Raw genomic sequence first — 20,777 nt, forward strand, 5'->3', positions numbered from 1 at the left:
CTGAAAGCATTTTTATTAAGACTGATAAATTAAAGTGCCAGACTGACCTTCAATAACTTGTTGAATATTTTGTAATGCACCAATATGAGCTTGTTGCCCTGTTGCATTAACAAAATCACTCACTGCCATGATTTTTGGTCCCATTGCGCCATCAGCGACAGCCATTGGTGCAAGTTCTTCTGGTGTTGCTTCACGAATTGCAGCTTGTTCTGGTGTACCCCAATTTTTATAAATAGCATCTGCCTCTGTTAAAATAACAAAGTGCTCTGCATTTAATTCACGAGAAATTAAAGCCGCAGTTAAATCTTTATCAATAACAGCTTCACTACCAATAAATTCATTATTTGAATTGTTGACTGGAATACCGCCACCGCCGCCACAAATAACAATATGACCTTTATCTAATAAAAGTCTTACTGCTTCGATATCAATAATCTTTTTCGGTGTTGGTGATGGCACAACACGACGATAATATTTACCGTCTTGTTTAAATGTCCATTGATACTTCGCAATTAACTCTTCTTTAGCAGCTTCATCATAAATAGGGCCGATAAATTTACTTGGATCGTTAAATGCTTCATCATTAATATCAACGGAAACTCGAGTCATTACCGTTGTAATAGCTTGTTCAGGATGATTTTGATTAATTTTCTGCATCATCATATAACCAATCATACCTTGGCTTTCTGCGACTAAGATATCCAATGGATATGCAGGAACGTCTTGATATGCAAGGTTTTGAAGTGCAAGTAATCCAACTTGAGGCCCATTACCGTGTACTAATACAACACGATACTCTTTAGCTAATTTATTAATTGTCTCTGACATCAATTCAATATTTTTATATTGATTTTCAGCAGACAAAACTTCCCCGCGTTGCAATAATGCATTTCCGCCTAAAGCAATAACAATTGTTTTCATAATTATCCGTATCCGAATGTTTATATAAATTCTTTTATTAAAAAATATTAATCAATATGCTGTTGTTGTTTTTTAGTTTGGTAACCAATCCATAAGCCCAGTAATGTATCTGCACCAGAATGATGACCAATAGAGAGTATTTCCAACATATCCTTAAAAATAATCTCTTTATTCTTTATTTTTTTACCTAGTTGAATGAGATAGGTAGAAAATATTCCCTGTGTGGCATATTCCAAATAATGCTTACTGACAATGGTGGTTAATTCAGATAAAGGCGGTGTGTTATTAAAAAAATTATTAAGTTTATTTTCTGGCTCTGCTAAATAATGTGCAAATAGCATACCCACCAGCATATCATCTGAACTTGGTGTTAATCCGGGGCCTTTCCCTGTAAAAATAGCCCAGTTAACAGCATTGCCTAATAGCTGATTATGAAACAGCTTAGCTAATAACTTTATTTCACTGAGTTGCGCGATTTGACGGTAATTTTTCAATGAGCCGTATAACCCCGTTGCAATCGAGGGAGATAACAGAGAAAAAAAACTTTCTAACCAACGTAAATCTAAATTCGCTTTATCTTGTAAGCGTAAATTCTCACTTTGACCTGCGATCAATGTGAGTTTATTTGCGAGTGTCGCTTGATGATTTTTAAGACTCATCACAATCGAGGGATGGCACTGTTTGGCAAAATAATCAAAATCATCTTGTTTTAGTAACCATCCCATCGGGCTTAATCCTTTTCCTTCACGATGAAAAGTCATTAAGCGTTGTTGAGGGCAAATGAAATTCAAAGCATGGTCATAAATGCCCACACATTTAATCTCACCTTCAAAGTCAGTGATATGCTGGCTGGTTTGAAGTGCTTGAATTTGCATAATGCCCCCCTTTATTGCTGCATTTTGTCGTTAAAAAACGAGATTAAGCGTCGATGCCTAGCTCTTCAGCAAGTGCAACAATTGCTTTTTCAAAGCAACCTAAAGGTGCGCGTACAGTACCAGCACCAATCTGACCAACACCCGGCTCTTTATGTGCAATACCTGTGTTAATCAGTGGCGTGATCCCTGTTTCAACAACGCGACGAGCATCTAAACCTAAACATGCACCTTGGAAATCCCAAGTTGGAATTTGCAACATCATGTTGCGTGCAAGATAGATCTCAGCCATTTCTTCAGTCACTTCACGCGCCGCATCCATACCACCTGATGCCCCCACAAAGCGTGTTACACCAGGAGCGGCAACCATTGCCGCGCCACCAATACCGAAGGTTTCAGTGATTGCACTATCACCGATATCTGGGTTCGCATCTGCTTGACTAAAGCCTGAGAAGAACAGACCTTGTGGTGTATTTACTGGAGCGGTAAACCATTGGTCACCCATTCCGCTGATTTTGATACCAAAGTTGCTACCATTACGTGTCATTACAGTGACGATAGTACCTTGCTTGATTTGAGCACCCGCATCCATCGCGGCTTTACAGTAAGCCATGGCTAAGTTCAGGAAGAATTGGTCTGTAATGCTCAGGAATTTAGTCACTTTGGTGATTTCAGCTTCTTCAAAATCTAAAGTGCCTAGTACTGGTGCAAGCTGGCGCAGTAGCAGTGCAGATGCGGCGATGTTACGTTGGTGGAATTCATCACCCATCGTAATTGCTTGTCCCATAATTGCCGTCAGATCGATACCGTTTTCAAACGTTGCAATCGCTGCTTTTAATACTGGCGCCAAGCTATTTTGCATCCAATGTAAACGCTCTTGCACATCTGGACCGTAAGCACCAAAGCGCATCACTTTACCGATACCTTCGTTCATGTTGCAGTAAGCGTAGTTACCATGAATGTGGTTTTTGATAACCAGCATTGGCATATGAGCAGAAGTAATACCGCCCATTGGGCCTACTGCATTCACGTTATGGCAAGGAATAAACTCAATTTCGCCGGCTTCTAACATTGCCAATGCTTGTTCTTCAGTTTCTGCCCAACCTTCAAATAAAGAAGCACCGATACATGCACCGCGAACAGGGCCACTCATTTCCCCCCAAGTTACTGGTGGACCTGCGTGAAGTAATTTTTTACCTGTCTCTAAAGCAGGAACAACTTCTTTTGCTAAGCTAACATCACACCAGTGAGGACGGGCTTCACGGATACGTTCGATAACTGCTTCATTCGCTTGTTCGATAGTTGAGTACATATCTGCAATTCCTTATTTCAATTTCTTTAATATTTCAGCCAGTTTTTTATTGCCACCTGCGACAGGTGCCCACTGATAATGAACAACGGGGGTGCCACTTGATTGCAGATCGTCTGCGAAGCTACGTAATCCTGCGTTGATCACAGAGATCCCGTTAAGCAGTGGCGACACTTCAGCATGTGCTTCTGCTGGATGAGGCTGGATTAATTCTTTGGCCAATAAAACGGCTTCTGGCAACGTATCCATCACAATAATGCCCGCTTCTTTTAGCTGTTTTTGCTGTTCGCTACGGTTTTGTGGATCGTCTTCAGTACCCGTAATAGTTGCGATAGTGATCAATGGATTTGCTTCGTCACGTTTCTCATTCAGTTTTTTGATTTCCTGAATTAACGCGCCAGCTGGATCTTGAGTTGCGCCATAACCAATAACAAAATCAACCAGTAACACGCCAGCTTCGGTTTTATTGCTTAGCTCACTGATAAATTTGTTACGTGTAGATGGGTCAATCATTGGGTGTGGTTTACCCTGTGTATAGAAGTCATCACCCATATCGATAATTTTGTGGCCATCAGCATCTAGCATCGTGCCTTGTTTATGTTCGTTATCGACTTCAACATTGAGTTTCTCAGATAACAACATGGCGCACTCAGCCGCTAACGTACCACCAGCATAAAGACCAATGATTTTCTTACCCGCTACTTTTGGTAATTCCGCGGCAATATCTTCAACACGAGCTAATTCAGCCGCAATACGTGCAGTTTCATCTAAAGTGCGAGTGAAATAGATATTGTCGTCTTGGAATTTCTCAGGTTTTGTTCCTAAGAATTGAGCCACAATCGGTTTGTTATGGCGTTTCATTTCAGCAATGATTTTTTGGCGAACAGCTGGCGCTGGTGGCTTAGAAACAAAAGCAATAACTCGAGTGTTAGGATCAGCAGCCAGCATATTGATAGCTGTTATTGCACTGATGCCACCAATTTGCTCAGTTAAATCACGACCACCTAAACCAATGGAGTGAGAAATACCTTGGCGCTGTAAAACAATCTGTGAGGTGATTTCTTGAATACCAGTACCTGATGCGCCCACAATACCGATTGAACCTTTAGGAGCAATATTCGCGAAAGCAAGAGGAGCTCCCGCAATATTCGCAGTACCACAGTCAGGCCCCATCACAATCAGACCTTTTGCAGCTGCTTTTTCTTTTAATGCTTTTTCATCTGCGATAGAAACGTTGTCAGAGAACAGCATAACGTTACAGCCATCTTCTAAACCGGTATCAGCTAATTCAGCCGCATATTCACCCGCAATAGAGATAAGTAACATATTGGCATTCGTGCTTTTTTGTTTAGCGGTACGCCAGCTACGCACTGTTGTTAATTTGTTACCACCTTTTTGACCACTGGCTATCTCTGCCAGTGCTTCCTCTAATGCCGTAGAAATCATATCGATAATGGAAGGATCGTCTGATTCCGCTTTAATCGAAACACAAATGTCATTCGGTGTGGCTTCGTTAAACATGTCGTGCCAGAAACCGGTGACATCGAGAAGAGATTTATTCGCTGGTGTTCCCATCATGACGGAAATTTCTTCCACCTCTGGGGCTTCACTTAATTTTCGGGAAATAATCATCAGGCTTACTGAATCCTGAAAGCTCCCTTTTTTAATAAAAGCATGGATCATTATGATATCCTTAACGCATTTAATATATGTAACAGCACATATCTATTTGCATTTCGTTTTTTTGATAATAAGAAGCCTATTTGCTTAAGTTATTAAGCAATATAAATAAATGTCTGATTTATTAATTTCTAATCTCTGTATATAAACATACTGAAGAAATATCGAAATGTAGAGTGACAGAAGTCACACTTATTTATTGTAAAAAATTTTTATTTAATCGAACGATATTTATTAAATAAATTATGATGAGGAATGCTTATTAATTTAGGGATAGAACCTAAAACTTCACAGAGGGATTTAACGAATAAGAAACAATCAATGGAATACAAACTTCAAATAAAACAAAGACAACCAATTATCAAGTTACAATTTTATAACATACAACAATAAATAATTATTATCAATAAATAAAAAAGGCTATTTTCCTTTGTTAAATTTAAAAATTAATCTTTATTTTCAATTGTATTTTATTTTATAAAAAACAAAAAAAGCCTTTTATTTAATAAGGCTTTTAAAATAGAAAGAATATTTAATATATAACTTAAGTTACTGCTTAATAGCTTCAACTTGAATTTTTAATGTCATATTATCCGCCATCCCTTCTTTGACTAAAAAGTCTACGCCCCAATCTGAACGTTTAATGGTTGTTTCAAAATCTCCCCCACAAACAGGTGCATTAAATACAGGGTTTTCATAACAATTAAATTTAGTTGCTGTTAAATGAATTGGCAGTGTTTTCCCTTTCATTGTTAATAACCCATCAATAGATGTAGGCTTATTATTAGAAAAATGCCATTGTGTTGAAGAAAACTGAATTGTTGGGTATTTATCTGCATCTAAAATATCGGCACTTTTCACATGATTATCAAATGCCTTTAATCCCGTATTTAATGTTTTAACTGGAATAGAAACATTTATTTTTCCTATATTCTTTTCTGGTGAATAAGTTAAATCCCCTTCAATCTCATAAAAACCACCACTATTTGTCGAAGTACCAAAGTGATCAATATAAAACATAGCCTTAGTGTGTGTCGGCTCAAGTTTATATTCATTTGCTTGCACTGTCGGCACAAGTAATAATGAGGATAATACGGCAGGTAAAATAAATTTCATTATTTATTCCTAATATATTTTTATAAAATAATGCCCATAAAGAAAAAGCTTTATAGGCATTTTTAAACAAAGAGAGTTTAAAATTAATTAACGCTGAGAATCTAAAACTTCGTTATTTTTTAATACGTCTTGAGCTTTGCTATAACTTTCAATTAATAACTGGTAAGCAGGGAAAATCTGAGTATACGCTTGCGCCCATTCAGCGGCATCAGCACGGTTCCATGTTTTTTGAATTTCAGAAGCAACCGCTGCGGTATCCATCGGTACTACACCCGCCTGAACAATACGAGCTAAGGTAATTTCTTCAGCCATTTTACTGTAAGTACCTGATGCATCAATCACTGCAAAGACTTGATAACCTTCAGCAACCGCACTAATTGCAGGGAATGCCATACAAACACTCGTAATAGTACCCGCGATAATTAATTGCTTTTTACCTGTTGCTTTAACAGCTTCAACAAACTCAGGATTATCCCAAGCGTTAATTTCACCTTTACGTGCAATATATTTTGCATGAGGTGCATTTTGATGAATTTCAGGAATTAATGGACCATTAGGACCTTGTGGTACAGAAGCGGTTGTAATAACAGGCATATTAGCTAATGTTGCCATTTTCGCTAATACTGAAGCGCGTGCTCGTAATTCAGTCATTGGCATATCACCTACGGTTTGAAATAAACCACTTTGGTGATCAATTAATAACATAACAGCATCTTCTGGATTAATTACAGGGCGTTGACCATTAAAATTTGCTGGAGTGCTCATTTGTTTATTCCTTTTAATTAATAAAGTTGATTATTAACATGATTGAAGAAAAATATTAGAGAAAAATATTTTTATATCGTTTCTCTTCTGCTGTAATAAACAATAGTCAATTAATTAAAAGCTCGGTAGTAGCAATTCTGATAAACACTATTCTAAAAATAGAACACTGAAACATTTTATTATTGTTCTATTTTTAGGATGATGAAATCTAATTTTGATACTACTTAAATATATTAGTCGCTCTAAAATAGCACCTATAGACATTTTATAGGAACATTTTATGAAAAAGATCATAGGTATTTATAAAGCACCTCGTCAACATTGGGTTGGTGATGGTTTTCATGTTCGCTCACTCTTTAGTTATGGTAATCATGGTAAATATTTAAACCCATTTTTACTTTTAGATAGAGCTGGCCCTACTGATTTTCCTGCATCTCAAGGACATAATCGTGGTGTCGGTGAACACCCTCACCGCGGATTTGAAACGGTCACCATTGTTTATAAAGGTGAAGTTGCACACCATGATTCCACTGGAGAAGGTGGCGTAATCGGCCCAGGTGATGTGCAGTGGATGACCGCTGCTTCAGGTATTTTACATCAAGAATATCATTCTGATGCATTTACTAAAGAAGGCGGAGTGTTAGATATGGTGCAGTTGTGGGTTAATCTTCCATCGGAAGCTAAATCAGCACCTGCTGGCTATCAGTTATTAAAAGAAAGCGCGATCCCTGTACTTCCTTTGGCAGATAACGCGGGTCAATTGCGCGTTATTGCTGGGAATTACCATGACACAGATGGCGCAGCAAAAACCTTTTCACCTGTAGATGTGTGGGATCTCCAATTAAAAAGCACAAAATCAGTGACGCTGCCGACCAAGAAAGATCGCTATGTTGGCTTAGTCGTTTTACACGGTAGTGTTTATCTTGATAATCAGACCCAATTACAAACAGGTGATTTAGTTATTTTAGATAATGAAGGTGGTACTGTTAATCTTGAAGCGATTGAAGATGATGCTATCGTCTTATATCTCAGTGGTGAACCTATTAATGAGCCTGTTGTAGGTTATGGTCCTTTTGTGATGAATAGCGAAGCACAAATCAGACAGGCCATTGATGATTTTAACCAAGGTAAATTTGGTCGTATTCCTAATGAGTAACACTTTTTTAAGTACGATATAAAGCAATAAACATTCAAACGGCTCCCTTTAATATTCGGAGCCGTTTTTATATTGTTCTACTCTTTCAATGGAGACATATTATCAGCAAGGTATTCCAGTAACACCTGAATAGCAGGTAATAACCCTTTTCTTGACGGATAAACTGCATGAATAACATCTTTAGGAAAACGCCAATTTGGCAACACTTCAATTAGCGTGCCGTCTTGTAATTCTTTTTCAACCACACTCAGTGGTAATCGCGCTATTCCTAATCCTTTTAATGTTGCTTTATAAAGCGTAATAACATCTGTTGTCGCTAATTTCGGCATTACGTGTTGTGTGGAAACCGTACCATTTTCATGAGTCAACGTAAGTGTGTATTGTTGTGAGTGTTCGCTATTTGCCAAAATAGGATAATCTGCAAGTTGTTCTGGTGAATCAGGAAGCTCTTGCCCTTCAAATAACAGGGGACTGGCAACTAGAACACGTCGAGAATAGCCTAGAATTTTCATTGTTAAACCTGAATCATCTAGCGGTAATGCTCTTACTCGTAAAGCTAAATCTAGGCCTTCACTAATTACATCAACAGGTCGATTAATGGCTAAGATCTGAATATTAATATCTGGATATTTTTCCATAAAATCGACCAAAATATCTTGAATATAAATTTGTAATAATGCGACAGGACACGAGAGTTTAATGGTGCCATGTGGGTGCCCTTGTACCGAATAAATAATTTCTTCCGCTATTTCAGCTTCTGCAACCACATTTTTACACTGCTGATAAAATGTCTGCCCGATTTTAGTGACATGAAATTGACGTGTAGAGCGATAAATCAAAGAGACATTGAGTTTCTGTTCCAAATCAGCGATACGACGACTTAGTTTAGATTTAGGTATACCTAATGTTTCTGCCGCTTGAGAAAAACCGCCAAACTCAACGACTTTCACAAAATAGTAGAGATCATTTAAATCGTACTTCATTGTGTATCACCTATTAGGTTATTTTCAATATTTAGCTGAATTGTTTCAGGTATCGATATTATGGCAAAAAATAATTGTAAATATTATTTACCATTATTCAGCTATTGTTAATGACATTATAATCACATAGGTTAATAAAATAAAGGCGACCGAAAATAGTAACACAATCCGTTATAATCTTATTAATTTAATATTATAAATGTGATATGAGATAAAATTACATACCATAATTATATTTTATTTCCACCTATCATTGAATTTAGTTTTTATTATTAATGTTTAGTTATAATAAAAACAAAAACAACAATAAAAACATAAAGATAAATAATCACTCTGTATTTCAATAACATTAAGTTACATAAAATCGCTTATTTTAAAATTAAGTTAATAAATAATTTTATTTTTATGACATCAATCAATGAATATTTAATAATATGTTAATAAGATCATCTTCAATAAAAATACTTATTAGCTTTACTTTTTACTTCCGATTATTTATTTAACCTGCAACCTAATGGAATAACCTGATGAATAAATTAACTCCATTACGACCTATACCTACATTAATCGCCGTTTCTATTACCCTTATTATCTGGTTTCTTGTTCCTGTACCACAAGGTGTTGATCCCAATGCTTGGCATTTATTAGCACTCTTTGTAGGTACTATCGCCGCCATTATTGGTAAAGCACTTCCTATCGGTGCTGTATCTATTATTGCTATCGCATTAGTCGCTGTTACAGGTGTCACTAATCCTAATTCAACCAAAGCCGCTATCGGTGATGCATTAAGTGGATTTTCCAATGATCTTATCTGGTTAATTGGTATTTCCATTATGGTATCAATGAGTCTAAATAAAACGGGACTCGGCGCTAGAATTGGTTATTATTTTATTTCACTTTTTGGTAAAAGAACCATTGGAATAGCCTATTCATTAGCAATTGCAGAAACAATCTTAGCTCCTGTAACACCAAGTAATACCGCACGAGGGGGTGGGATTATTCACCCCATTATGCGATCAATTTCAGATAGTTTTAACTCTAAAGCGGAAGATGGTACAAGTAGTAAAATAGGCCGTTACCTCTCTTTAGTGAACTACAATATAAATCCTATTACTTCTGCTATGTTTATTACGGCAACAGCTCCTAACCCGCTAATTGTCAGTTTAATTATTAGTGAAACAGATCCTACACATGAGCTTAGTTGGTCTATGTGGGCAATTGCGGCTTTTGTGCCAGCTATCGTTTCATTAATTTTAATGCCTATTGTTATTTATCTATTTTATAAACCTGAAATAACCCGCACTCCAAATGCACCTCATTTTGCCAAAGAGCGTTTAGCGCAATTAGGCCCTATTTCATTACCTGAAAAAATAACTCTTGCCGTCTTCGCCTTGTTATTAATCATGTGGGCTGGTGTCCCAGCATTATTATTTGGTGATGGATTTAGCGTTAATGCAACAACAGCAGCCTTTATTGGTTTGTCGATTTTATTATGTACTGGCGTTTTAAATTGGGATGATATTTTAAAAAACAAAGGTGCATGGGATACAGTAGTTTGGTTCTCTGCATTAGTAATGATGGCATCCTTCTTAGGAAAATTAGGATTAATTAAATGGTTGTCACTCAGTGTAGGGGCAAGTATTGATAGCATGGGCATTAGTTGGGTCAGTGGCATGATATTACTGGTACTAATTTATGTTTATTCTCATTATTTCTTTGCTAGTACTACTGCTCATATTACCGCAATGTTCGCCGCTTTTTATGCCGCAGGTTTAGCCCTTGGCGCACCACCAATGTTATTAGGGCTTATTTTGGCATTCTCATCTTCATTAATGATGTCACTCACTCATTACGGCACAGGCACCGCCCCCATTATTTTCGGTTCTGGCTACGCCACATTAGGTGAATGGTGGAAAACGGGATTTGTGATGAGTGTGGTTAACCTTATCGTTTGGATAACCCTTGGTAGCATGTGGTGGAAGGTGTTGGGATATTGGTAGGATTTTAATAAATCAGAGCAAAGTTTCCCTTGCTCTGATTTAATATTGGAGTGACTTGTTTTAAATTTCAAATTTAAATTTCAGATTTAGATTCTAGTCTTAAATAATGAATACGTTTAAAACAGTATGATTAAATTGAAAACCACTTCTTATTAATCTTAATCAGCGACATTCTTATCCGGCATATAAGATCCAATATTATAGGCTTCTAATTTTGGCGCTTTATCAGAATTAAGATCAAAATTAAATATCGTTATTGTGCCTGGTGTTGCGGGTAATAAAAACTCAGGTGACAAATTTAAAAATACTTTACAGGCTGCACGAATAACACCACTATGCACAACCGCTAATAAATCACTGTCTTCTTTATGTACCCATTCCTTTAATGCCGCACCAATGCGATCACAAAAATCAAACCAATTTTCACCTTTAGGTGGCGTATATGTTCCTGCTCGCCAATTTTTGTATTTATCGGCATGATGTCTTATGAGTTCTGGTTTTCGCTGTCCTGTCCATTCCCCCATATTTAACTCACGTAATAACGGCTCTTTAACCGCTTCGGGATGACCGACAATTTCTGCGGTTTGTACTGTTCGCCCTAAATCTGACGTAATAATCCTAGCGGGTGATAACAATTTAATGCTCTCTTTTATCGCCATTGCTTGATTAATGCCTTTTGGTGATAAACAAGAATTAGCATGTCCTTGTAAGCGTGATTCCATATTCCATAAGGTTTCACCGTGTCTTAATAAAATTAGTCTCATTATTATTCCTTAATTTAATGGCTTAAAGACCATATCCAAGAATTTGGAACCAAGTGAATATCGCAATAGAAATTACCGATGCACCAACAAAACAGGTAATTAATCCATATTTCATTTGGTCTAATACACTAAAGTAACCACTTGAAAAATAGATGGTATTTACTTTTGAATGTGGCGGTAATGTAATGGTATATGTGAGTGTAAATGACGCGGCTAATGCTAATGTTACTGGGTCCATGCCTAATGTTTTGGCAAGTGCAATAATGGCTGGAATTAATATGGTCGTTTTCACGGTTTTACTCGTAAAAATTAAATGGCTATACATACAGATAAAAACAACCACAATATAAACCATCGTCGTACTCATATTTTCGAGTCCGAGCCCATAAACCATTTTACCAATTAACCATTGCGCACCTTGTGTGGATTCTAAAGTATTACCTGCCGCATAAGCGCCCGCTGCAAATATCATAAGATCCCATTTGATATTGGCTTCATTCCACGTTAATAAGCCAATACGAGGCATCAGGCAAAGAATGGCAGCAATAACAGCGGTCATATAAACGCTAATTTTGAAACCAAACATATCTTGGTGATAACTTTCGGTTGCCCATAAGAACACTGCCATTAAAAAAATATACATGGCTTTTTTCTCATTCTTAGTTAATGCACCAAGTTGAGAACGTTCTTTTTTTAATTTCTCTAGTGAACCTTCAAAATCCACTTCCCCTTTAAAAGAGAATAATTTTAATCCAATAAAAAAGGAGATAGTCATACCAACAATAGCTAATGGGAAAGAGGCAATTAACCAATCCATATAACCAATAGAACCACCGGCTTGTGAATTGATAAATCCAACGGCAATAATATTAGCTGCAGTTCCCGTCATTACACCGGATGTTGCCAAAGCATCAGCTTGCACGCCTTGCAACATCATTAGTTTCCCGTAATTACTTTTTCCAGGAATTGCCTTATGTATCTCTAATAAGATCATACAAATAGGCACCATTAATGTCGCACGGGCAGTCGTTGAAGGAACAAAGAAAACTAAGCTGAAGTTAATTAATATCAGGACAAATAACGCTTTTTTGGGTGTTTGCCCAAATTTGGTGATCATCCATAGAGCAAAGCGTCTGGCAATATTCGATTTGATCATGGCGGACGTTAAAACAAATGCTGAAACCATCAGCCAAATAACGTCATAACCTAATGTACCGAAAACCACTTTCTCTTTTGCGACAGTTCCCGTTATTGGAAGTAAAACAATAACGAGCATTGAGGTTAAATAAATGGGTAAAGATCCACACACCCATAAAATTAACGCCGCACAAAAAATAGCAATGGCTTTTTGCCCTTCAATACTTAATCCATCTGGTGTTGGCATAAAAAATAAAACGAGTAATACCAATAAAGCTAAAGGTATTCCTATTGTTTTTAAGGTTATTTTCTTACCGTTTTGTTTTGGTGATGATGGCGCTGGTTTAGCGATGTCATCTCGCTTCGCAGTCTTTTCCATAACCGATTCCTCTTAATGTGTAGGGTAGGAAGTTCAGTATAGAAAGATTGAGGTATAAAGATAATTGTATTAATATATTATAACTATAAAAATAATTTATGGTGTTGAGATGAATTTAAGCCAACTTGATGCTTTTCTACTACTTGCCAACGGTTTTAATGTTACTGAAACCGCAGAGCGCCTATTCTGCACTCAACCAAGTGTCAGTATTAAAATCAGAAAACTAGAAGAAGAATTGCAAGCAACGTTGTTTGAAAGGATCAATAATCGGCTTTATTTAACGCCTCAAGGTAAGGTTTATCAGCAGTACGCAACCCAAATTATTAATTTAGTAAAATCATCTTCTGAGCATATGCGACAATTTGATGATCCCTCTAAAGGTGAAATTAAGTTTGGCGCTAGTCATTTTGTTGGCGTTTACCTATTACCTCAAATTATGGCGCAATTTAGAGAGCAGTATCCAGATGTGAAATTAAGTATGGATATTTCAAGCTCAACACAACTTATCCATAAACTTGATACCCAAGAATTAGAGTTTTTGATCATGTCAGATCATATCTATTTAGATCCGACGGAATATCATCTTGATACCTTTCTTATCGATCCCTTAGTGCTTATTTGTTCACCTGAACATTGGTTGGCAAAAAAGAAACATTGCAGATTTTCTGATATTGCCTCAGAAGTTTTTCTGATCAAACCAGAGCACTCTGCTACCCGTGATTTTTTATTAGATAGGATCCAAGAAAATAATAAAGAACTAAAAAATGTGATGGAAATAAATAGTTTGGAAGGAATAAAACAGGGGGTTATTCACGGTTTAGGAGTCTCAATTTTATCCCGTCTGTCTATTATGCAAGAATTAAAATCAGGTCTTTTATGTGAAATTGCATTTGATGATATCCAATTTAGCCGAGGCATTCGTTACTTTTATCATAAAGAAAAATATATCTCTCCAGCCACTAAGAATTTTTTATCTGTTTTACAATCTCAAGCTCAAATTTTAACGAAAGATATCAATAAATAAATGTATTGGCTAAATCCTTAGCTCTATTATTTTAAGGATATCGGCGTATCAATATTCTCATTCAATCGTTATCATACTCACGTTTATCTCTTTCTATTAACTATTGTTTAAAAGGATTTTATGCGTAGAACACTCTCGTCTTATCACCCTATTCTTTATACTTTGAGAGTGGCACAACGTCGTTTATTTCGCTCTCTTAGTTGGCGATTTTCAGGTCGAAAATACAGCAGAGACGTTCAACCAGAACATCGGCTTTCACATCGTTATCTAAAACACACATCTAAATTAATTAGTCGCCGTGGCGAAAGTGATATCCAATTACAATACAATAAGATAACGAATCTTAAATTAGTTGAAAAAGCATTAGATGGTATCGTGATAAAATCGGGAGAGTATTTCTCTTTTTGCTATTTAATTGGTAAACCTAGTTATAAAAGAGGTTTTATTGATGGCATGCAACTCTCCTATGGTGAAGCAAGAAAAGGTGTAGGCGGTGGAATTTGTCAAGCCAGTAATTTAATACATTGGTTAGCACTACATTCTGAATTAAAAGTGATTGAAAAAGCCAATCACAGTTTTGATCCCTTTCCTGATGAAGGAAGAGTCCTTCCTTTTGGCTCAGGAGCCGCTATTTTTTATAACTATGTAGATTTAGTCTTATATAATCCAACGCCTTATGATTATCAAATTAGATTACATGTCGCTGAACATCAGTTAGAAGGCGAACTCCTTTGTAGCGAAGCAAGGGAATATCGTTATCATATTTATGAGAAATCTTCTTCTTTTATCAAAAAGGGAGAGCATGTGTATCGTTGTAATGAAATTTGGCGAGATATTTACACTAAAAGCAATGTGGGCGCTTTTCCTCAATTAATTGCATCAGAATTGCTTTATGAAAATAGTGTAGTTGTGAAATATGATATTTCAGATGAACAACTAAGTTAATTCACTTAGATATATTTTTATTACTCAATTAAAATGTTGATTTATTATTTTAAATTTATCTTCTTATTCTGAATAAAGAATAATTTTCCTCTTAAAATTAAGAACACCTTAAATCGGAGTGTTCTTTTACATTAACAATATTGAGTTATCAAATAGAAACCTTATCTACTTATTATGGTCAAATAATGGTAATTATGTTTCTATTTAATAGGTCATATAATGATGATAAAAATTGATTATCCACAAAAATTAGAAGTTGGTGATATCGTATTTACGTGTATTGGTACCTCTTTATTTCGTCAAATTTCTTCTGCTTCTTTATGCTGGAGTAATCATGTTGGCATTATTATTGGTCATAATGGTGAAGATTATTTAGTTGCCGAAAGTCGAGTTCCACTCTCAACAACAACCACATTAACCCGCTTTATTAACCGCTCTGCGGGTAAGCGTTATGCAATACGCCGTCTATCAACACAGCTCTCTGATGAGCAAAAAAAGGCACTTGTAGCGCAAGTTCCTGAAAGATTAAATAAGCTTTACCACACGGGTTTTAAATACGACTCTTCCCGTCAGTTTTGCTCTAAGTTTGTTTTTGATATTTATAAATCAGCACTCTCTATTCGTGTTGGGGAAATAGAAACATTCCAAGAATTATTAAGAAAAAATCCTAATGCCAAATTACAATTTTGGAAATTATGGTTTATTGGGCAAATACCGTGGGAAAGAACCACTGTCACGCCTGCAAGTTTATGGCAACATCCACATCTCTCTTTAGTTTATCAAAGTCATGAAAATATTAATTAATACAGGGTATTAGTATCATAAAAAAAGAAAACAATAGCTTTTATGATACTGTTTATTCATAAAAATCCGAATAAAGATCACCCCCTCTCTTTGTAATAGAGAGGGATTTGGTGTAAAACTAAAAAATAATATTTTGTAAATATAGATTAATAACTATTCATCTATTATTCGTCATTTAGGGATCACTATGAAATACCAAGATGTTACGAAATCACCCTGTGAGAATGCTTATTTTTTAGTTTTTAACCTCACCCACTCATCTGAAAACCGCGATACTCTGATCGATTTTTGTAATAATTTTTCTGGTTTGATACGTAGTATGAGGACACGTTTTCCTGAATTGGAAACAAGTTGTGTAATGGGATTCGGTGCAAATGCGTGGACTACATTATTTCCCAATCAGCCAAAACCCAAAGAGCTAAATACCTTTAAAGAAATTAAAGGTGACACTTATACTGCGGTTTCTACTCCAGGCGATCTCTTTTTCCATATTCGAGCCCTCAAAGTTTCAGCCTGTTACGAATTAGCGTCTATCATCAGCCAAAAGCTAAAGAATATTGTTACGCCTGTTGATGAAGTTCATGGATTTAGATATTTTGACGGCCGTTCTATTATTGGTTTTGTCGATGGAACTGAAAACCCAGAGTATGAAGATGAGCGTGCTTCTTATGCCGTTATTGGCGATGAAGATCCTGAATTTAAAGGTGGCAGTTACGCCTTTGTACAAAAATATATTCACGATATGGAAGCATGGGAAAAACAGCCTCTTATCGAACAAGAAAAAGTCATTGGTAGACACAAATTCAATGATGTGGAGTTAACCGATGAAGAAAAAGAGCCCGGTTCACATAATGTTGTAACCAATATTCAAGATGAGAACGGCGAAGATTTAAAAATTGTCAGAGCCAATATGCCTTTTTCCAATCCATCCAGAAATGAATATGGTACTTACTTTATTGGTTATGCGCGTTATTTTTCAACAACTAACCGTATGTTAGAAAATATGTTTGCAGGCACACCTGAAGGCCATACCGATAAATTACTTAAATTCAGTACCCCTGTAACAGGTACATTATTCTTTGTTCCATCACCTGAATTTCTAGATGATCTAGCGTAATTTATTACAAGTAGATATATAGGCTTGTTACTTATATATCTACTTTTTTATTATGGTTTTTTCTCTGGATCAATTATAAACCGAAAACATTAACGTAAAATTCTTTGCCGTCATCGGTGCTTTCAATGGTATAAGTAATCGGAATTGAATTTTTGCCGCCTTTACCTTCAAAAGAAAGTTCAGCAGCACATGAGTAAGTATCTCTTTTCTCATCATGTTCACGAGTACGCACGCTTTCTACTTTGATCTTTATTTGATCGATCACAGCAGCCATTTTTTGATCACGAAGTTCATCTTTTGTAATATCAATGACTAAGCCTTTTGCTTCTGAGCTGTCACAGGTCGGTGTTCCACCACCACATCCCACTAAAGGTAATGCTAATGCGCCTAATAAGGCTAATTTTAGAATTCTAGTTTTCATGTTGATTATTTCTTCCTTACTCACAAGATAAAATAAATTTTTCAATATTTTACCTAATAATTATCTCGCAACAATATAGTGAGTTAATAGTCAGAATAAGATAACGATAGAAATTAATATTTTGGTGTTAAGATAATCATTAAGTAAAACCTACAAACTTTAACGCCAATATTAATGTGCTTCGATTTCTTGTTTGTTAATCACACCAATAATATCAACACGAATATTTCGTGTATCCGCTCTTCTTTTATCATCTACTGCGCGAATACGATAGTGACCACTCTTTTTGGGATACCACTCTATTGAGCGCTGATTTGTACTATTCCCTAGATAAGCATCATCAACAAACCAATAAATAATATTGCTGTCATTATCTGTTGTTGCATTAAATACAATTGATGTGTTTGGTGCTGAAGTACGTCTTAAAGAATAGATTGTGTTGTTTGTTCTGTTTTATTTTTATCTTGTGAAGGTGTTCCTGTATTCGAATTTTCATTTGAATTATCACAACCTACGGCTGATATTAATAAAAGACTTATTATCGATGCCAATATGCTCTTTTTCATAATCCCTCATTATATTATTAAGTAACCAACTCAATATAAACTATAATGAGTTTAATAATTAATGACTATTATTTATTAAATTAATTTGAAGCATCACAACAACTGACTGAAACCTTGTGATATGATCGTGCAAAGCTTGTGAAATAGAACAAAATGCAGTGTAACAACAGATTTTCACAAATAACTAAAAATTCAATACGTTAAGACAGACAACAACATGACTGACATTCAACATTTAGACTCCCACACACCAATGATGCAACAGTATCTTAAGCTTAAAGCAGAGCATCCTGAAATCTTACTGTTTTATCGTATGGGTGACTTTTATGAATTGTTTTTTGATGATGCTAAAAAAGCCTCTCGCTTATTAGATATTTCATTAACAAAACGAGGTCAGTCTGCGGGCCAACCTATTCCTATGGCTGGTGTTCCTCATCACGCCGTTGAGAACTATCTCGCTAAATTGGTGCAATTAGGCGAGTCTGTCGCCATTTGTGAACAAATTGGTGATCCTGCAACAAGTAAAGGTCCTGTTGAGCGCAAAGTTATTCGTATTGTTACGCCGGGTACAGTGACTGATGAAGCCTTACTTGAAGAGCGTCAAGACAACCTTTTAGCTGCGATTTGGCAAGACAAAAATGGTGCTTTTGGCTATGCAACGTTAGATATCACATCAGGTCGTTTCCGTGTTACTGAAATGCCAGATAGTGAAAGCATGATTGCCGAATTACAACGCACCCATCCAGCCGAATTGCTCTATCCAGAAACCTTTGAGTCAATGGCACTTATTGAACGTCAGCAAGGTCTACGCCGTCGCCCTATTTGGGAGTTCGAACCAGAAACAGCAAAGCAACAACTGAATCTGCAATTTGGTACCCGTGACTTAACGGGCTTTGGTGTTGAAAATGCACGTCTGGCACTCTGTGCCGCAGGGTGTTTATTACAATATGTAAAGGACACACAACGCACTGCACTCCCTCATATCCGTAGCATCACGATGGAACGCCCTCAGGATTCTATTATTTTAGATGCGGCAACTCGTCGCAATCTTGAATTAACTCAAAATCTTGCCGGAGGTACTGATAACACACTGGCATCGGTACTCGACCTTTGTGTAACACCAATGGGCAGTCGTATGCTAAAACGTTGGATACACTCGCCTTTGCGCCAACGTGAACAACTCATCAAACGCCAAGATGCAATAACTGCATTACAGCCTCTCTATTTTGAACTGCAACCTTTTTTACGCCAAGTGGGTGACTTAGAACGTGTTTTGGCCCGTTTAGCGTTACGATCAGCACGCCCTCGTGATCTTTCTCGTATGCGTCATGCATTCCAGCAATATCACGATATTCATCAAGTGCTCGAACAAGCCGATATGCCTTACATTAAAGAATTACAAAAGCGTATTAGCCAGTTTGATGAATTATGTGAGTTACTTGAACATGCCATTGTTGAAACACCGCCTGTATTAGTACGTGACGGTGGTGTTATTGCCTCTGGTTATAATGCGGAATTAGACGAATGGCGAGCATTAGCCGATGGCGCAAGTGATTACCTTGATAAACTTGAAATTCGTGAACGTGAAAAATGGGGTATTGATACACTTAAAGTTGGCTTTAATGGTGTACACGGCTATTACATTCAAGTCAGTCGTGGACAAAGCAATTTAGTGCCTATGCACTATGTTCGCCGTCAAACATTAAAAAATGCTGAACGTTACATCATTCCTGAATTAAAAGAGTATGAAGACAAGGTGTTAACGTCTAAAGGTAAGGCATTAGCTATCGAAAAAATGCTTTATGAAGAGATTTTTGAAAAGCTATTACCTCACCTTGCAGCATTACAAAGTAGTGCTGAGGCTTTAGCTGAAACAGATGTTCTCTCTAATCTTGCAGAACGTGCTGAATCATTAAATTATACCCGCCCAGAATTGAGTGAGAAAACAGGTATTCTGATCACTGGGGGACGTCACCCTGTTGTTGAACAAGTCCTTAGCGAACCTTTTATTTCAAATCCATTACAATTATCACCTCAACGTCGCTTACTGATAATTACAGGCCCTAATATGGGAGGGAAAAGTACTTATATGCGCCAAGCCGCATTAATTACTTTACTTGCTTATATTGGTAGCTTTGTACCTGCTGAAAAAGCTTTAATTGGTCCAGTCGATCGTATCTTTACGCGTGTGGGTGCTTCTGATGATCTTGCTTCAGGTCGCTCTACCTTTATGGTTGAAATGACCGAGACAGCTAATATTTTGCATAATGCGACTGAAAACAGCTTGGTCTTAATGGATGAGATTGGTCGAGGTACATCCACTTATGATGGGCTATCTCTAGCTTGGGCCTGTGCTGAAAACTTAGCAAATCGAATTAAAGCAATGACACTCTTTGCAACCCACTATTTTGAATTAACCACACTGCCTGAAAAACTTGAAGGTACTGCAAACATTCACTTAGACGCAGTTGAGCATGGCGACACAATTGCCTTTATGCACAGTGTGCAAGAAGGTGCGGCAAGTAAAAGCTATGGTTTAGCTGTTGCAGCATTGGCGGGTGTTCCAAAAGAAGTTATCCGTCGAGCTAAGCAAAAATTAAAAGAGCTTGAAATGCTATCAGGCAACTCCGGCTCTGGTCATGTTGAAACATCACAGCTGATGTTATTAACAGAAGCGGAACCTTCAGAGATTGAATTAGCGTTGGATAAAATCGATCCTGATGCCCTAACACCACGACAAGCATTAGAACAACTTTATCGTTTAAAAGAGATGGCAAAATAGGCCATAAACAGTAAAACATACTGATAATAAAAAAAG

At 36.7% G+C, this 20,777-nt stretch carries 19 protein-coding genes; 7 read left to right on the forward strand and 12 right to left on the reverse strand.

All coding sequences use genetic code 11. The features are described from left to right. Positions 1 to 15: 15 nt before the first annotated feature. The 6 genes from F1325_RS14440 to F1325_RS14465 all read right to left on the reverse strand — a co-directional run bounded on the left by F1325_RS14440 (position 16) and on the right by F1325_RS14465 (position 6,663). Positions 16 to 921, reverse strand: coding sequence for a carbamate kinase (locus F1325_RS14440; protein WP_160230627.1), 906 nt, complete (start codon positions 919 to 921; stop codon positions 16 to 18). Positions 922 to 968: 47 nt separating this feature from the next. Further along, positions 969 to 1,796 (reverse strand): DUF2877 domain-containing protein, encoded by an 828-nt coding sequence (locus F1325_RS14445; RefSeq protein WP_109371400.1) that lies wholly within the window; start codon positions 1,794 to 1,796, stop codon positions 969 to 971. 43 nt (positions 1,797 to 1,839) lie between these two features. Further along, positions 1,840 to 3,105, reverse strand: a complete 1,266-nt coding sequence (locus F1325_RS14450) for a DUF1116 domain-containing protein (protein WP_100160111.1) — start codon at positions 3,103 to 3,105, stop codon at positions 1,840 to 1,842. Positions 3,106 to 3,117: 12 nt separating this feature from the next. Continuing rightward, complete coding sequence (locus F1325_RS14455; RefSeq protein WP_109371404.1) at positions 3,118 to 4,785, reverse strand: acyl-CoA synthetase FdrA; 1,668 nt, start codon at positions 4,783 to 4,785, stop codon at positions 3,118 to 3,120. 546 nt (positions 4,786 to 5,331) lie between these two features. Continuing rightward, positions 5,332 to 5,898 carry a YceI family protein gene (locus F1325_RS14460; protein WP_160230628.1) on the reverse strand — a complete coding sequence of 189 codons (567 nt, stop codon included), beginning with the start codon at positions 5,896 to 5,898 and terminating at the stop codon, positions 5,332 to 5,334. An 87-nt stretch (positions 5,899 to 5,985) separates the two neighbouring features. Further along, complete coding sequence (locus F1325_RS14465) at positions 5,986 to 6,663, reverse strand: hydrolase (RefSeq protein ID WP_023582649.1); 678 nt, start codon at positions 6,661 to 6,663, stop codon at positions 5,986 to 5,988. Positions 6,664 to 6,943: 280 nt separating this feature from the next. On the opposite strand from F1325_RS14465, the gene F1325_RS14470 reads away from it, so the two are divergent. Further along, on the forward strand, positions 6,944 to 7,819 hold the full coding sequence (locus F1325_RS14470) for a pirin family protein (RefSeq protein ID WP_109371408.1): 876 nt from the start codon (positions 6,944 to 6,946) through the stop codon (positions 7,817 to 7,819). Between the two features lie 77 nt (positions 7,820 to 7,896). On the opposite strand, the gene F1325_RS14475 is transcribed toward F1325_RS14470, so the two are convergent. After that, a complete protein-coding gene (locus F1325_RS14475) occupies positions 7,897 to 8,802 on the reverse strand; it encodes a LysR substrate-binding domain-containing protein (RefSeq protein WP_109371410.1) in 906 nt (301 codons plus the stop codon). Between the two features lie 527 nt (positions 8,803 to 9,329). On the opposite strand from F1325_RS14475, the gene F1325_RS14480 reads away from it, so the two are divergent. Continuing rightward, complete coding sequence (locus F1325_RS14480; protein ID WP_160230629.1) at positions 9,330 to 10,802, forward strand: anion permease; 1,473 nt, start codon at positions 9,330 to 9,332, stop codon at positions 10,800 to 10,802. Positions 10,803 to 10,960: 158 nt separating this feature from the next. On the opposite strand, the gene F1325_RS14485 is transcribed toward F1325_RS14480, so the two are convergent. Both F1325_RS14485 and F1325_RS14490 read right to left on the reverse strand, forming a co-directional pair. Further along, complete coding sequence (locus F1325_RS14485) at positions 10,961 to 11,566, reverse strand: histidine phosphatase family protein (RefSeq protein WP_109371414.1); 606 nt, start codon at positions 11,564 to 11,566, stop codon at positions 10,961 to 10,963. 22 nt (positions 11,567 to 11,588) lie between these two features. Then, entirely contained in the window at positions 11,589 to 13,082 is a 1,494-nt protein-coding gene (locus tag F1325_RS14490) for an SLC13 family permease (protein WP_151435928.1), read from the reverse strand. 109 nt (positions 13,083 to 13,191) lie between these two features. On the opposite strand from F1325_RS14490, the gene F1325_RS14495 reads away from it, so the two are divergent. The 4 genes from F1325_RS14495 (at position 13,192) to F1325_RS14510 (ending at position 16,972) form a co-directional block, all read left to right on the forward strand. Continuing rightward, positions 13,192 to 14,106, forward strand: coding sequence for a LysR family transcriptional regulator (locus tag F1325_RS14495; RefSeq protein WP_109371418.1), 915 nt, complete (start codon positions 13,192 to 13,194; stop codon positions 14,104 to 14,106). Between the two features lie 120 nt (positions 14,107 to 14,226). Then, a complete protein-coding gene (locus F1325_RS14500) occupies positions 14,227 to 15,051 on the forward strand; it encodes a VanW family protein (protein WP_167392466.1) in 825 nt (274 codons plus the stop codon). A gap of 225 nt (positions 15,052 to 15,276) precedes the next feature. Beyond that, positions 15,277 to 15,855 carry a YebB family permuted papain-like enzyme gene (locus F1325_RS14505; RefSeq protein WP_196564446.1) on the forward strand — a complete coding sequence of 193 codons (579 nt, stop codon included), beginning with the start codon at positions 15,277 to 15,279 and terminating at the stop codon, positions 15,853 to 15,855. Between the two features lie 187 nt (positions 15,856 to 16,042). After that, entirely contained in the window at positions 16,043 to 16,972 is a 930-nt protein-coding gene (locus F1325_RS14510) for a Dyp-type peroxidase (protein WP_109371420.1), read from the forward strand. Between the two features lie 73 nt (positions 16,973 to 17,045). Here the strand turns inward: F1325_RS14510 and F1325_RS14515 are convergent, their stop codons facing one another. From F1325_RS14515 to F1325_RS14525, 3 genes are all read right to left on the reverse strand, one after another. Further along, positions 17,046 to 17,393 carry a hypothetical protein gene (locus F1325_RS14515; protein WP_109371422.1) on the reverse strand — a complete coding sequence of 116 codons (348 nt, stop codon included), beginning with the start codon at positions 17,391 to 17,393 and terminating at the stop codon, positions 17,046 to 17,048. Between the two features lie 171 nt (positions 17,394 to 17,564). Then, positions 17,565 to 17,828, reverse strand: coding sequence for a hypothetical protein (locus F1325_RS14520; protein ID WP_109371493.1), 264 nt, complete (start codon positions 17,826 to 17,828; stop codon positions 17,565 to 17,567). Beyond that, entirely contained in the window at positions 17,816 to 17,959 is a 144-nt protein-coding gene (locus F1325_RS14525; protein ID WP_160230630.1) for a hypothetical protein, read from the reverse strand. Before F1325_RS14525 ends, F1325_RS14520 begins: the two co-directional genes overlap by 13 nt. Positions 17,960 to 18,176: 217 nt before the next feature. Between F1325_RS14525 and mutS the strand changes: the two genes are divergently transcribed. After that, positions 18,177 to 20,741: a DNA mismatch repair protein MutS gene (gene mutS / locus F1325_RS14530; protein ID WP_109371424.1), complete on the forward strand. Its 2,565-nt coding sequence runs from the start codon at positions 18,177 to 18,179 to the stop codon at positions 20,739 to 20,741. The last annotated feature ends 36 nt before the right edge of the window (positions 20,742 to 20,777 follow it).

The sequence above is a fragment of the Proteus columbae genome (assembly GCF_009914335.1).
GTDB lineage: Bacteria > Pseudomonadota > Gammaproteobacteria > Enterobacterales > Enterobacteriaceae > Proteus.